Origin of the sequence: Sorangium sp. So ce448, assembly GCF_051520915.1 — a bacterium.
Classification (GTDB): Bacteria; Myxococcota_A; Polyangia; order Polyangiales; family Polyangiaceae; genus Sorangium; species Sorangium cellulosum_B.
This window is the reverse complement of the sequence record NZ_CP150343.1, coordinates 1,124,042-1,138,119: the sequence shown is the minus strand read 5'-3', so window position 1 is coordinate 1,138,119 and position 14,078 is coordinate 1,124,042. Positions and strand designations below refer to the sequence as shown.

At 68.9% G+C, this 14,078-nt stretch carries 11 protein-coding genes; 3 read left to right on the top strand and 8 right to left on the bottom strand.

The genetic code is table 11. The features are described from left to right. Nucleotides 1–159 precede the first annotated feature (159 nt). Nucleotides 160–3,834 carry a sensor histidine kinase gene (locus WMF45_RS04225; RefSeq protein WP_437715682.1) on the bottom strand — a complete coding sequence of 1,225 codons (3,675 nt, stop codon included), beginning with the start codon at nt 3,832–3,834 and terminating at the stop codon, nt 160–162. 184 nt (nt 3,835–4,018) lie between these two features. Between WMF45_RS04225 and WMF45_RS04220 the strand changes: the two genes are divergently transcribed. Beyond that, complete coding sequence (locus WMF45_RS04220) at nt 4,019–4,288, top strand: hypothetical protein (protein ID WP_437715681.1); 270 nt, start codon at nt 4,019–4,021, stop codon at nt 4,286–4,288. 395 nt (nt 4,289–4,683) lie between these two features. Here WMF45_RS04220 and WMF45_RS04215 read toward each other — a convergent pair whose 3' ends face one another. Then, complete coding sequence (locus tag WMF45_RS04215) at nt 4,684–5,043, bottom strand: hypothetical protein (RefSeq protein WP_437715680.1); 360 nt, start codon at nt 5,041–5,043, stop codon at nt 4,684–4,686. Here WMF45_RS04215 and WMF45_RS04210 point away from each other — a divergent pair. After that, on the top strand, nt 5,042–5,728 hold the full coding sequence (locus WMF45_RS04210) for a hypothetical protein (RefSeq protein WP_437715679.1): 687 nt from the start codon (nt 5,042–5,044) through the stop codon (nt 5,726–5,728). The two genes, WMF45_RS04215 and WMF45_RS04210, sit on opposite strands and share 2 nt — an antisense overlap. A 132-nt stretch (nt 5,729–5,860) precedes the next feature. Here WMF45_RS04210 and WMF45_RS04205 read toward each other — a convergent pair whose 3' ends face one another. The 6 genes from WMF45_RS04205 to WMF45_RS04180 form a co-directional block, all read right to left on the bottom strand. After that, entirely contained in the window at nt 5,861–6,460 is a 600-nt protein-coding gene (locus tag WMF45_RS04205; RefSeq protein ID WP_437715678.1) for a protein kinase domain-containing protein, read from the bottom strand. Next, entirely contained in the window at nt 6,444–7,298 is an 855-nt protein-coding gene (locus tag WMF45_RS04200) for an ATP-dependent Clp protease adaptor ClpS (RefSeq protein WP_437715677.1), read from the bottom strand. Before WMF45_RS04200 ends, WMF45_RS04205 begins: the two co-directional genes overlap by 17 nt. A gap of 69 nt (nt 7,299–7,367) precedes the next feature. Continuing rightward, entirely contained in the window at nt 7,368–8,366 is a 999-nt protein-coding gene (locus WMF45_RS04195) for a hypothetical protein (RefSeq protein ID WP_437715676.1), read from the bottom strand. A 233-nt stretch (nt 8,367–8,599) separates the two neighbouring features. Continuing rightward, nucleotides 8,600–8,764 (bottom strand): hypothetical protein, encoded by a 165-nt coding sequence (locus tag WMF45_RS04190; protein ID WP_437715675.1) that lies wholly within the window; start codon nt 8,762–8,764, stop codon nt 8,600–8,602. Between the two features lie 74 nt (nt 8,765–8,838). Beyond that, nucleotides 8,839–9,333 carry a cupin domain-containing protein gene (locus tag WMF45_RS04185; RefSeq protein WP_437539753.1) on the bottom strand — a complete coding sequence of 165 codons (495 nt, stop codon included), beginning with the start codon at nt 9,331–9,333 and terminating at the stop codon, nt 8,839–8,841. A 176-nt stretch (nt 9,334–9,509) separates the two neighbouring features. Further along, nucleotides 9,510–10,589, bottom strand: coding sequence for an STAS domain-containing protein (locus WMF45_RS04180; protein ID WP_437715674.1), 1,080 nt, complete (start codon nt 10,587–10,589; stop codon nt 9,510–9,512). Between the two features lie 908 nt (nt 10,590–11,497). On the opposite strand from WMF45_RS04180, the gene WMF45_RS04175 reads away from it, so the two are divergent. Further along, a complete protein-coding gene (locus WMF45_RS04175; protein ID WP_437715673.1) occupies nt 11,498–13,915 on the top strand; it encodes a type VI secretion system Vgr family protein in 2,418 nt (805 codons plus the stop codon). Nucleotides 13,916–14,078 lie beyond the last annotated feature (163 nt).

Sequence of the window (14,078 nt, the reverse complement as noted above, 5' to 3'; positions counted from 1 at the left end):
GTGGATGACGGAAAACGGCTCTGGAGGGCGGGAGCACGCGCCGCGCGCGGTCCGTTCGGAGCTCCATGTCGCCGTGCGCGAGAAGAAATGAGGCGCCGCATGCCCACGCGGCTTCCGCCGGTGATGAGGGCGGCACAACTGCTCGCCGCGTTCGGTGCTCTAGCGGCGCTCAAAAATCAACGTCGGATTTGGCCCGCCATGAAGCCGTGCCTCACCCGCGGGATGACATGGCGGGCGGGCTGCCTCCGGGATCGTGAAGAAGAACGTGCTCCCGCGGCCTACCGCGCTCTCCACCCATATGCGGCCGCCGTGAGCCTCGACGATCCCCTTGACGATGGGGAGCCCCAGCCCGGCGCCGCGCCGCCCGGCCCTCCGCGCCTGCCAGAACCGATCGAACACGTGGGGCAGGTCCTCCTCATGGATTCCGGCGCCCGTGTCCGCCACCCAGCACAGCACTTCGCCCTCCCGTGACGCGGCGCCCACGGTGATGGAGCCGCCGGGCTTCGTGAACTTGATCGCATTGCCGATGAGGTTCTCGAAGACCTGCAGGAGGCGATCTCGATCGGCCCAGACCTCGTGGAGGTCGGGGTCCACACCGAGCTTCAGCTCGACCGGGACCGAAGCGGCGAGCGGCCTCTGAGCCTCGACGGCGTCGGTGACGAGCTGTCCCACAGGTTCAGCGCTCTGTTCGATGCAGAGGCGACCTGCCTCCATGCGCGTCACGTCGAGGAGGTCCTGGATGAGGCGATTCATCCGTGTCCCGGCCCGCTCGATCCTCTCAGCCGCCTTTCGAGGAGGGCCGTCGGCTTGAGGTGAGAGGTGCCGAAGGAGCGCCGCCTGCATGAGGATGGTTCCGAGCGGGTTGCGAAGATCGTGAGCGACGATCCCCAGCACGTCGTCCCGTGCCTGGATGGCGCGCCCGGCTGCCCGATAGAGCCGCGCGTTCTCGACCGAGAGCGCAGCCCGGTGCGCGAGGTTCTCCGCCAGGCGGAGCTCGGAAGACCCATACACCCGAGTCTGCGTCGAGGACACGAACGCGATCGCGCCCAGGAGCCTCCCGTGTGCCAGGAGCGGCACGGTCATGACGGATTGGGGATCCATGCAGCGAAGCACCTGAAGGTGCTCCGGGCTCTGGGCAAACGACTCGACCATCTCGGGCGACAGCCGCTCGATGAGGATGGGTTGCCGGGCCTCCAGCGCCGGCAGAACGAGGTGCGGGCGCCTTCGATCGAGCGGCAGCCGCTCGAGTGACTCGCAGGCCCAGGCCTTGGAAGGGTCTCGGCCGACGACCTTCACGCGCCGCACATTGTCGTCTTCTTCGACCACATCCACGATGCAAAAGTCCGCGAGGTCACGGACGACGAGTCGTGCGATATTGCAGAGCGTGTCGTCGTAGTCGAGCGTCGAGGCGAACACCTCGCCGACCTCCGCGAGCAGCTTTTGCTCGTCTTCGAGCCGCCTTCGCTCGGTGATGTCGTGCTCGGTCCCGACCATGCGAGCGGGTCTTCCCTCTCGGTCGCGCACGAAGACCTTGCCCCGGTCGAGGATCCAGATCCATCGACCGGATTTGGTGCGAACGCGAAGCTCGGCCTCATACTCGGGGGTGAGCCCATCGAAGTGATCCCTCAATGCCTTCTGCACACGGGGCGCATCGTCGGGGTGCACGCCGGCGAGCCACGAATCCACGTGGGGCCTGACCTCGTCCGGGCGAAAGCCGCGCATCTCGCACCAACGCGGGTTGAAGATGACCTCGCCGGTATGGATGTCCCAATCCCATGCGGCCAGGTCTGCGCCCTTCAGCGCGAGCTCGAACCGCTCTTGCGTTTGCCGAATCTGGTTTCGAGCGCGCGTCTGCTCTGTGACGTCGCGGAGCGTGACCGTGAGGATCCTCCTGCCGCCGACGTCGAGCCTCGAAATGGAGGCATCGACGGGGAACTCTTCGCCGTTCTTCCGCACGCCGACGATCTCCCTGCCGCGCATGTCCTTGGAGCGCGCGACCGTCTCCCCCGCCGCGAACCTCTCGACATGCTGACGGTGGATCGCCCGGAAGCGCTCGGGGATCAGGAGTTCGAGGGGAGCCCCGATGACCTCTTCCCTCGAGTAGCCGAAGAGGTTCGCTGCGCCTTCGTTGAACATGCTGATGCGTTGACCATCGTCGATCGAAATGATCGCGTCCGTCGAGATGGAGACGATGCCCGAGTATTTTGCTTCCGAGAGGCGGAGCTCCTCTTCGAGGCGCCTCCGCTCGGTGATGTCCTGCGTGATGCCGATGCCGCCGAGGAGCGTGCGGTGCTCGTCGAACTCGAGATCTGCCTTCTCGCGAACCCACCTGGACTCACCCTCCGCGACGACGCGGTGTTCGATGTCGTACGGCTCGCCGCAGAGGGCGGCCTTCCATTTCCCGTCGACGTACGCTCGGTCGTCCGGGTGGACGCAGGCGAGGAACCCCTCGTAGGTCATCGGCGTCCCCGTGGGGACCCCGAAGATCCGGTAGTTCTCGTCGGACCAACGAAGCTCGTTGCGCCGGACGTCGAGCCGCCAGCTGCCGACCCTGGCCACGGACTGGGCTCGATTGAGATCCGCGTGGCTCGCGTGAAGCAACCCCTCGATGCGCTTGCGCTCGCTGATGTCGCGCACGAATGCTTGCCATCGTCCATCCGGGAGGATCTTCGCGCAGACCTCGACGAATACGTAGCTACCATCCTTGCGCCTGAGTCTCCACTCGTCGATGTCGATACTGCCACCGACGAGCTGTCGCCTCGACTGCAACAACCGACCGGCGTCCTCGGGCGGGATCAGATCGAAGATGGTCTTCCCGATGATCTCTTCGCGAAGATAGCCGAGGATGCAGCAACCGGCGCTGTTGACGTCGGTATAGCGGCCATCGAGGTTCGCCACGAAGATCCCGTCCGGGGCCTGTTCGATCAGGTTGCGGGTCCGGGCGCGGCTCGCCTCGAGGGCCTCGTGGACGCGGTTGAGGGGCGCGGCCGTGATGGCGAGCAGCGACAGACCTACCGCGGCCATCGCGGCGATCAGCGCGGCGATACCGAGCGAGAGGTCCACGACACCCACCGCGGCGGAGATCCGCGTGACGGCGACTCCGAGGAGCACCGGGACGACGATGGTCGGCAGCGCCAGGCGCCTGAGCATGACGCCGCCTGCCCCCTCCGACGTGGCCGTGCGCATGATGCCGGCCGCCGGCCGATCGAGGAGCACGCCGGCCGTCGCGAGCAGGAGGCTCAGCGCCGTCGCCGGCGCTACACCGATGACAGGCGAATAGGCCGACTGATAAAGCGGACCTGCACCGAAGACGAATCCAACGAGAGCCGTGAAGGCGATGAGACCAGCGAGCAGGGCGAAGCACTCGGACGGACGTACGCGAGCGGTGGGGCGGACGTCGGAGAGGAGGAGCGCAGCGGCGAGGAGCGCGATCGACAACGCCGTCGGCGGCGACGGGCGTCCAGGATAGGGTCCAGCCTGGCTGCCCACGGGGAGCGCTCGGCCGCCCACGAGGAGCGAATCGATAGGAAGGTCGATCGCAAAGAGGTACTCGGCGAGCGTCCCGACGCCGATGATCAGCACGACGGCGAGCGCGAGCAGCGACAGAATCTTCAGCAGGCGGCGGTATCGGGTGCCTTGCCGATAACGAAGGGCTCCAGCCACACCGATCAGCGACAGAGCCAGCGCCGTGTTCGGCATCATCGGTGGCTGACCTGGCACCATCGTGGTGAGAGGCGTCGCGCCGGCGAGCCAGCCGACGAGCCCAACGAATCCTAGCGCCGCGCTCCCGAGGTACAGCCGCCGCCCGACCGCTGCCTGACCGAGGTCGGTCATATGCCAGCTCGCATGGCTTTGATCTCGTGCTGCATGGATGGCTTCGCCACCCGTGAACGTAGCATGGGGCAGGAGGGGTTCGTCCCGTTCGACGGGAGGGGAGTACAGCGCCCGGGAGGCTCAGCGCGCCCCTTTCAGCGCCTCCGGTCCGTCCAGAACACCGCTCGCTGGCGCGAATTTCCGGATGCCGTGGCATTCCTCGAATGGGCCCCTCCTCCCCGCGCCTTCGCTGCCGGAGGCGCTGTCGCCAGGCGCCGGCACGGCCACCGGCGAGCCCGCGACCGCCAGCGTCACCAACGCCCGAGCCGGCCGGGTGCCGCGGCTGCGCCGGATCGAGCGGACGGCCGACCGCGCGGCCATCGCCGATCTCCTCGCCTGTCATCGCGAGAGCGTCGACGGACCGCGGCCGCACGCGCCTGTCGGAGCTCGGCGGCGGATGAGCGCAGGGGGCTGACACCGGTAGCAGCGTCCGTGCGGCGGGGGCTTTCGGAAAAAAAGTTGACTCCCGAGCGCGCGCCGTCGCCACATGGTCATCTGGATGTCGCGAAACGTTTGCCGAATTGAAAAATTCTGCTCGCTCGACGAGAGGCGCACCGGCGCCGCTGGCGGGGTCGCGGCGCTCCTGTCGCTCGCGTGCTCGCCGTCGGTGGGCGGCAGCAACGACACGTCGGGCTCGGGAGGCACCGGCGACTCCGCAAAGCCGGTGGATCGACCGACGAGCAGACGGTCCGCGTCCAGGCGAGCGGCGACTCCTTCAGGGCCTTCACGATACAATCAGCCTCGCCCATCCGCGGCGCGGCTGCCCCTCTAGCTTAACCAGGGAAAGGAAACGGAGACCATGACACGCACTTATCGCCCCTTGCTGCTGCCTCTCACCCTCGCGCTCTTCTCGCACGTTGTCGGCTGCGGTTCAGACTCGGATGCGGACGCCTCGAGCGACGGCTCGACCAGCACCTCGTCCACCTCCGGCGGCAGCTCCACCTCCTCCGCCTCCGGCGGCAGCTCCACCTCGTCCACCTCCGGCGGCGGCACCTCCTCGTCCACCTCCGGCGGCAGCTCCACCTCGTCCACCTCCGGCGGCGACGCCACCTCGTCCACCGCGAGCGGCGACACCACCTCATCCACCGCGAGCGGCGACACCACCTCGTCCACCGCGAGCGGCGGGACGACCGAGAAATTCAGCTTCTTCGTGACCAGCCTCGCCGCCATGCGGGAGCTGTCGGGCTCCCAGGACGGCTTCGGGGGCGACCTCCGCTTCGGGGAGACAGGGCCGGGCGCCGGTCTCCGCGGCGCGGACAAGATCTGCGCGACGATCGCCGAGAAGAGCCTCCCGGGCGCAGCAAGCAAGACGTGGCGCGCGTTCCTGAGCGCCACGGCAGGCGAGGACGGGAGGCAGGTCAACGCGATCGACCGGATCGGCGAGGGGCCCTGGTACGACCGGCTCGGCCGGCTGGTCGCGAACGAGAAGGAGGAGCTGCTCAATACGCGCCCCAGCGGGGCCGACGCGGCGATCATGAACGATCTGCCGAACGAGGACGGCGTCCCCAACCACCAGCCCGATCCGGGCCAACCCGAGGTCGACAACCACGACACCCTGACGGGCTCCAACGCCCAGGGGAAGCTCCAGGGCGCCTCGGCGACGTGCAAGGACTGGACGGCCAAGACGGGAGACAGGGCCGAGGGGGGACCGCAGCTTGGACACTCGTGGCCAAGGGGCGGCGGCGGCGGCCCGGGCGGGGGCGGGAGCGGGTCCCACTGGATAACGTCCCACAATGCACCGGGGTGCGCGCCGGGGGTCAATATCGTGGACTCGGGAGGCCCCGCGCCGGGCTCGAACACCGTCGGCGGCGGCGGCGGCTACGGCGGGATCTACTGCTTCGCCCTGACGCCCTGACGCAGGCAACCCGGCGCGCGCCGCCTCCCGGCCCACAACGCGATGAGCCGCCACGAGCTGCCGGCGGAACGACAAGCTCGTCGAGCTCACCGCGGGGCCGTCATGCTGGCTCGGGCACCCCTCCTCCCGGCGTCAGCGACCGCCGAAACCGGGAGCGAACAGGGCCGTCATCCGATCCGGGCGGCTGGCGCCGAGGCGGACCATCGCGTCGTCGGCCGTCCGGACGAGCGCGCGGCCCTCATCGCCGCCAAGCACCTCCCCTAGCCGCCTGCGCGCCGCCGCGGCGCTCAGCGCGACCTCGCTCGCGTCGAACCCGGCGATCGCCGCCTCCAGGTGCGTGCGCGCGAGCGCCGCGTCGCCGCGCGTCCAGGCGACGGCGGCCAGCGTGAGCCACGCCTGGGCGAGCTCGCCCCCGCGGACGTACCTGGTGAAGCTCACGCCGGAGACGAGCTCCATCGTGAAGAACCAGCGCCCCTGGGCGGAGATGAGCTCGTAGAGCGTCACCAGGTTCGGATGGGCGATGTCCGCGATCGCGCGGAACTCGCTCTTGAGGCGGAGGATGTCGGCGGCCTCCATCCGGAGCAGCGTCTTGAGCGCCACATCGGCGCAGCGGAGCCGATCGTGAGCGTGGGAAACGACCCCCATGCCGCCCGCACCGAGGCGGGCGCGGATCTCGAAGCGGTCCGTGCCGCCGAACCCCTCGGCGGCCTGACCGTCAGCGACGCTGTCCATCTGAGCTGTCCATCTGACCCGTCCCTGCCTCCGCGGGCTCGGTGGCCCAGGCGAAGCCCATCTCCTCTGCCGCCGGGCCGAGCGTGATCCGGATCGGCATGCCGCGCTCGCGCGCGACCTGCGTCGCGCGCGCCAGGAGCGCGGCGGCGGGTTCCGGCCGATACGGGCCCGCTGCGGCGGAGCCCGCGAAGTGCACGGTCAGCATGAAGTGCGTCGCCTCCACCTCGTCCATTCCGAAGCAGTCGATGAGCAAGCGCTGCACGTCTTCCATCTTGGTCACGTCGTCGTTCCAGAACACGACCTCGACCAGCTCGACCGCGGGGTCGCTGCGCTCCGGGGCGCGGGGCGGCTCCCGGCTCGCCCGGTCGAGGTCGCGACACGCCCTCGTGAGCAATGCGGCGGCGAAGCAGCCCTCCCCCGCCAACTGCGTCGCGACCACCAGATCGAGCGGCGACGGGCCCCCCCACGACGCCGACCTCGACCAGGCGCGATCCACGATGGCATTCACAGCCGGCGAGAGCTCGAACGCGGCGCTGTCCGTGGGTGCCTGGCGCGGCGCCGGGAGCTGTTGATCCAGCTCGCGCCGCAGGGACGCGGCGCTCGCGCCGGCCGATGCGACCAGCGTTGCCACCCGGCGATCGCAGAGCGCAGCGAGCACGACGTGCTCCGGGAGCAAAACCCGCTGCCCGCGCCGGATGGCTTCGATGGTCGCCGTGTGCAGGACGACGGCGCTATCGCCGCGAGGACGCGCGCGTGAGCGCCGCTTCCGCCGGCGGTAGAGGATGGCGACCACGGTCGCCAGGACGAGGAGCCAGAGCCCCACGAGGAGGATGCGCATGCGCGCTGCGCATCCTACGCCGAAAGCAGGGTTGCCTCCAGCGCGCCTCGTGGGGAGTGGGCTCCGCGATCAGTTACACGGCCCGAGGTCGGCCCACTCGGCCGGGCACCAGAAGGTCGGGTTGCTGGGCGGGCAGCTCGGGTGTGACCACCCGATCTGCTGGGTCGCCGACCAGAGGTGGCCACCGTCGGTCACCAGCGTGGAGGGCGTATACGCCTGCGCCGACATCCATGCGGGCGCGCTGCTGCAGTTGTTCGTGGGCGCGGTCGACGTGCAGGCCTCCCAGGTCGACGGCGACGCGCCGAGGTTCTTGTTCTGGTAGACGTAGGGCGCGGCGTCGTGGAACGACCAGGTGCTCGCGCCCGACATGTTCTGCCAGGCGCCCGAGGTCGTCTTCACCTGCTGGCGAAGCATCTTGATGGGCGCCTGGCAGGAGACCTGCGGCTCGGGGTACTGCGGGCCCACGTCGGCGAAATGCTCGATGTCGTGCGCGTACATCTCGACGGTGCTGCGCGCGTCCTGGGCGAGGAACTGCCAGCCGGCGCCGTTCTTCATGTCGACATAGAGGCAGAGCTGGGCGCCGGTCACGCTCGCGACGCGCTCGGCCGTGCACCACTCGTACTTGAAGACGACCTGCTGCCCGGGCTGCAGGCCGCCCAGCGAGCCGCCGCAGGTGCCCCCCGAGCCCCACTGGGTGTTGCAGCTCGGATGATTCCCCGTGACGCCGTTGTCATCTCCGAAGTAGTAGACGAACCATCCATCGGGGCTGTGGTAAATGCCGGACTCCAGATTGTAGTACCACTGGCCCACCGCGGTCCAGGCGGTGGACGCGTTCAGAAGCTGGGGTACCTGCCACTCGATGAGCCAGCCGCGGGTGTCTCCGACGTTGCCCGTGTAGCTGCTCGTCAGATCGTAAGTTCCGCGCTGGCTCGCCTCCCCGAGGCTCTCCTCTTCGTCCGCGCCGGCACCGGCTGTGCATGCGGCGGCGCCGAGGGCTCCGAGGAGCAACAGCGCCGCGCCGATTCGCGGCAGGGCAGCGCGTGACGGACGGAGAGAACTGGGTTGCATCGACAGAGTGCTCTTCTCGATCATAAGGATTCTCCTGAGAGCGACGTTATCCCCCGCGGCGGTGAATAGCGCGGACCGAGGCCGCCCACCGTTAAGACGTGTTAAGCCGAACGACGTGATTCAGGGGTGGGTCGCTGAGCGCGCGGGGCCGTTCGCGGGGTAGGTCGATGCCCTGGTGGCGACGTCGAGAGCTGCTCAGCCCGCCACTGCGTCGATGATCTGAAGCGGTCCGGTCACGGCAGCTCGAGGCCGAGGCCGAGGCCGAGATCGAGGATCGCCGACACCGGTGACGCACGGAAGACGTCGCGCCGCTCCCCCGCCTCGTCCGTGTAAAAATACACATCGGGCGCGAGCGGCACGGCGATCCCGAGCCCGACGGCCCCGAACAGCGGGCCCACGCCGGCGTCGCCGAGCGCCCCAGCGGCCGATGCGGTCTACCCCCGGGGAGACATCGATTCGGCCGAAAGCCCGCTCATCGGCGCGCCGTCTCCCATTCGGGGCTGCTCAGGAAGTACGTATCGTAGAGCTCCTGCACGTCGCGCAAGGTCTCGGGCGGCTCCTCGCCGTAGGCGATGCGCGTCAACTTGCGAAAGTAGTCGAAGCGCTCGACCCCTGGCGTGATGACGACAAGGAGCTCTGCGCCCTTGCCGCGCGCGGCGGCGAACGCGTGGGCGACCCGCGGAGGGACCACGAGGAGATCGCCCTTCTCGGCCGTCACGATGTCGCTCCCCGAGAGGACCTGCACGGCGCCGTCGAGCACATAGAACATCTCGGCCGAGGCGTCGTGACGATGGGGCCGCGCGCCGTCCGCGTCCTTCGCGAGCGTCACACGCACGGTGGAGAGGGCTCCGCCCGTCGCGCTGCTGTCCGCGAGGAGCTGGATCCGCGCGGCGGGAGAGCCGACGATCTCAGCGTCAGCGCCACGGACGACGACCGACCGATCGAAACAAGGCTGGATGATCGACATGCCGCCCAGTGAAGCACCCGCGGGGCGAGTGCTCACATGGAAAAACGTAGGGAGCGCTCCCGCAGGCCGTGGGAGGAGCTCGCCCCGTCGATGGCGGATGCCTTGTGGAGCTGGTGGAGGTGAGGTCGCTGTTCCAGCAGGTGGACAGCGCGTCCGTCACCTGGGATGAGCGCGCTTCACAGGGCTTTCGGGCGGGGAGCAGCATCGGCCCCGGCGGCCATGCACACCTTGAGGCCCTCCTGCAGGTTGCGCAGCGTGATCATTCGATCGAGATCCATGCCCACGGACACGACGGTCTGGGCCACCGCGGGCCGGATGCCGGTCACCACGACGCGGGCGCCGAGGAGCTCCACCGCGCGCACGATGCGGATCAGGTGATCGGCCGTGCTCGTGTCCACCGCCTCGACGGCGGTCAGATCCAGGATGACGTGCCGCGTCTGGCTGTCGACGATCACGCCGAGCAGCCGCTCCATCAGCGCGGACGCGCGCTGGTTGTCGAGCCCTCCCATGACAGGGACGGTGAGCACGCCGTCCCACACCTGGATGATCGGCGCCACCATCGCGCTGAGCGCCGTCTCCTGCCGCTGGATGAGCTCCAGCTTCTCGCGTAGCGCGAGCTCGGTCCTCTCCCGCTCGGCCACCTCGTTCCTGAGCCTGGACAGCGCGACCGCGAGATCCGAGCTCGTGCCCCGATCGGCCTCGAGGAGCGCCGAGAGCCGCGCCTCGACGGTCTCGTCGGTCGGGCGGACCAGGAACTCGTCGTACGCCGCGCCCTGCGCCGCGAACACCGTCTGCTCGGCCCAGCAAGGCACCCCGAACAGGCGCTCGGTGATCCCGGCCAGCTTGCCGGCCATCATCGCGCTCCCCCAGCTGACCCCCAGCGCGCGCTGGTAGATCGCCTCCCAGCTGTTGACGGTGCGATACCGGACCTCACGGCGCTCGCGGTCCACCGCGACGACCTCCCACCGCCCCCATCCGGCCGGCCAGGCGATCTCGGACACCTGGCGCATGCCCTCCTCGAAGCTCGGATGCGCGCTGATGATGGCCCAGTCGCCGTCGACGCTCTGCCGTCCCCCGAGCTGGAGACACAGGTTGAAGCGCTCGACCCCCACCATCGCCACCATGCCCGACATCAGCCCGGCCACCGAGCTCGGGATCCACATGCTCAGGGTAGGCATCCCGGCCCACAGGTTAACGCCGCTTTTCAGGTCCCATTCGATGTCGAATCCAGAGATTGTTATCCGGGAGGTCGTCATAAACTCATGTGGTGGCGTGATGGAGCGCGGCCCTGGGGCGCCCCATGCGCTGCGTGCCGCGCCGCCGGAGCTCCTTGCCTGAAGCGCGCCGGAGCGGCAAGCCAAAGCGCGACCGCGCCGGCGCGGCGGGACAACCTGGGTCTGGTCGCGGCGAGCGGCTCACGCGGATGAGCGCCGAGCGAGCGGCGTTGTCGGCGGGGGACCGAGACTTCGTCTGTCGGCCGGCGCGAAAGTTCCTCGCTGACGCTCGGGCGCGCGACGCTGGTTCACCGTGCCATGGAGTAGGCTTCGACTCTCCTGAGGGGCTCTTTCCATCGGCCGCTCGCCGCCTCAGTTAGAGCTTCCTCCCATGGCTGCGGCGGTACGGTGAACAAGGAACTGGCGGAGGAGCGTCACCTGGTCCCGTTTCATCGTTCCATCACCCCTTCCGCAGCGGGTGCCGTTGCGAGGGAATCCGTAAGACCTCGGCGAATCTTGAGGATGCGCAGATAAGAAGGGGCGCGCCAACGCGCGAGGTGGTCCCCGAGGATCCTGCGATCCTGTGGCGCCCAGCGTCCTCGGCGCGCGGCGCTCAGGACTTTCTTGAGACGCTCTCGGGCCGGAGCTGCGCTCCGACCAGCTCGCGCTCAGGAGCCTCCTTCGGCGGCATGCCTCGCTCAGGACGGCAGGCAGGGCGCGACGAAGCGGTCCGGCTCCGGCAGAGGCTCGCGGCCACGGTGCGGCGAGCGCGCTGGCTCCGGACGCAGGCAGCGCGGTTCCAGCGGCAAGGCGATGCGCTCGATCCCTAGCGTCGGCGGCGGCTCCGGGCTCGTGGTCGAGCCGCACCTGCACCCGGTCCAGGCGGTTCCAGCGGACCGCCAAACGGTATATTGTTGGCTCTCCACCAAGACCACGGGAGGGGCAAGAACGTGAGCGACATCGACTTCACACTGGCCTGGGAGGGCGCATCCGAGGGCGCCGGCGCCTGGAGGCACCTGCACGTCGTCGAATTCCGCGGGAGCGAGGCCATTTCCGGCCTGTATCGCTACGAGATCGTGCTCCTAGCTCGCGCGCCAGCACCCGAGGTGGATCCGGAGGAGCTCATCGAAGCACGGGCGACGCTGCGTATCGCCACGCTCTCCGAACCGGCGTACCGTGTGGTGCACGGGCTCGTCACCGAAGCGGAGGAACTCGGCTCTGTCCCTTACGGTATGCTCTACCGCATCGTGCTCTCGCCGCCGCTCGCGCGCTCTATGCACCGCACGAGGTGCCGGATCTTCCTCGAGAAGACCACGCGGCAGATCATCGATGCGGTGCTTCAGGGAGACCCCGCGCTCCGCCGCGACGACGCCGCCGCTGCCGAGCCCGATGACGGCAACGATGCCGCTTTCCAACCGGCGCGGGAGCTCTACGCCTGGCGGGTGGCTGACCCCACGCGCATCGATGACGTGGCTACGCGACCGTACTGCGTGCAGTACAACGAGAGCGATCTCGCGTTCGTCTCGCGCCTGCTCGAGGAAGAAGGGATCAGCTACCACTTCGAGCATGGCGACGGGGTGTGCCTGCTGGTCCTCGCTGACGCGGATGGCGGTCGAGCGCGCCTGTCACCCTTCGCGCCGCTCGGTCCGGGCCTGAGCGGCCGCGAGATCGCGACGATGAAGCTAGGCGCCCGCATGCGCCCGAAGAAGGTGTCGCTGCTCGATTACAACTGGAAGAAACCCGCGCTGGACATGGCGGTGGCAACGCCGGGCAAGCCCGCCGGGGAGGACCTCGTCGACCATGAGTACCCCGGTCGCTATCCGGACGCGCCGGACCAGGGGCGGCCGCTCGCTCAGGCGAAGCTCGATCGGTTGTCCGTGGAGGCGCGTTACGCCGTGGGCGAGGGCATGGCGCGGTTGCTCGGCGCAGGGAGCGTCTTTGCGCTGGAACACCCAGCGTCGCGGTACGACGGGGAGTACCTGGTGACGCGGTTGGAGTTGCGCGGTGAGCAGCAGGGCGTGCTGCCGCCCGGGGCTGGGACGCGCTTAGCGCAGGAGGGCGTGCCTTTCTCGGTCCGCTTGGAGTGCGCTCGTCGCGGGAAGGACGGACGCGCGTCCGAGTCGCGCTTCCGGCCGGCGCGCGCCACGCCGAAGCCGCGCGTCCAGGGGACACAAACGGCGTTCGTCACGGCGGAGCCGAGCGCGAAAGGCGCCGAGATCCACGTGGGCGGCCCGCCCGGTGCCGAGATCGGCTGTGTGCGGCTCAGGTTCCACTGGGACAAGGAGGTCGAGCGCCATGCCAAGGAGCCGACCTCTTCCTGGGTGCGGGTGAACCAGGTGTTCGCCGGCGTCGGCGAGGGCGCGGTGTTCCATCCGCGCGTGGGAGTGGAGGTGATCGTCGACTTCGAGGAGGGCGACCCCGACCGGCCGATCGTGGTAGGTCGGGTCTACAACGGCCAGAACCGGCCGCCTGGCGGCGCGCCGACGGTCAGCACCTTCAAGACGATGAGCAGCCCGGGCGGCGGCAGCCACAACGAGCTGCGCCTCGACGACACCGCCGGCAGCGAGCAGATCCTCCTGCATACACCCAAGGACTGGAACAGCGAGGTCGGAAACGACCGGAGTGAACAGGTCGGAAAAAACAGCACCTCGGGGGTAGGTGTGAGCCGCAACGAGACGACGGGCTCGGACCGGACCACCATGGTCGGCGCGAACAACACGGAGCTCATCGGGGCCAACGACTCGGTGTTCGTGGGGGCGAATCAAACGCTCGCGGTGGGGACGAACCACACGGTCACGGTGGGCGTCGACCAGACGATCGACGTGGGGCAGAACCAGACGCTCACGGTCGGGACGAACCAGACAGAGACCATCACCGGCAGCCGCAAGGTGGACATCACGGTCAACGATGCGCTCACCGTGACCGGAAAGCAGGACGTGACCATCACAAGCCCGCAGACCACGACGCTCCAGTCGACGCACGATCTGACGGTCACGAGCAACGAGACGATCAACGTCGGCGGCGCTCAGAAGACCACGGTGACCGGTGCGCAGGAGATGTCCTCTGCGACGCTGCAAAAGTTCGAGGCGCCCCTCCAGACGCTGATTACGGTCCTGCAGACGCTCCAGTCGACGACCCTCAACGTGAGCGCGACCGCGATAGCCAGCATCGAGACCGCGCTGATGACCCTGGTCGGATCCGGCGCGATCAAGATGGAAGCCGGTCAGCTCGTCATCACGAGCGGGCCGGTGACGATCACCGGCGGCGACATCACCATCAGCGGCGGCGACGTGAAGGTCGCCGGAGGATCCGTGGCGGTGAACGGCACGACGGTGGACGTGGTGGGGGGGCTCGTGAAGCTGAACTAACTAGATGCCCCATGAATCCGGGGGCCGAGCCACTAGGAAACGACCCCAGGGCCGCCCGCGCGAAGCTGCCGCGAAGCGGCGCCTCTTACTCCCCAGTTCCCTGGCGCCCTTGGCGTCATAGCGCTTCGCCCGACATGGTGCATGTGATACTAGCTCGTTCGGC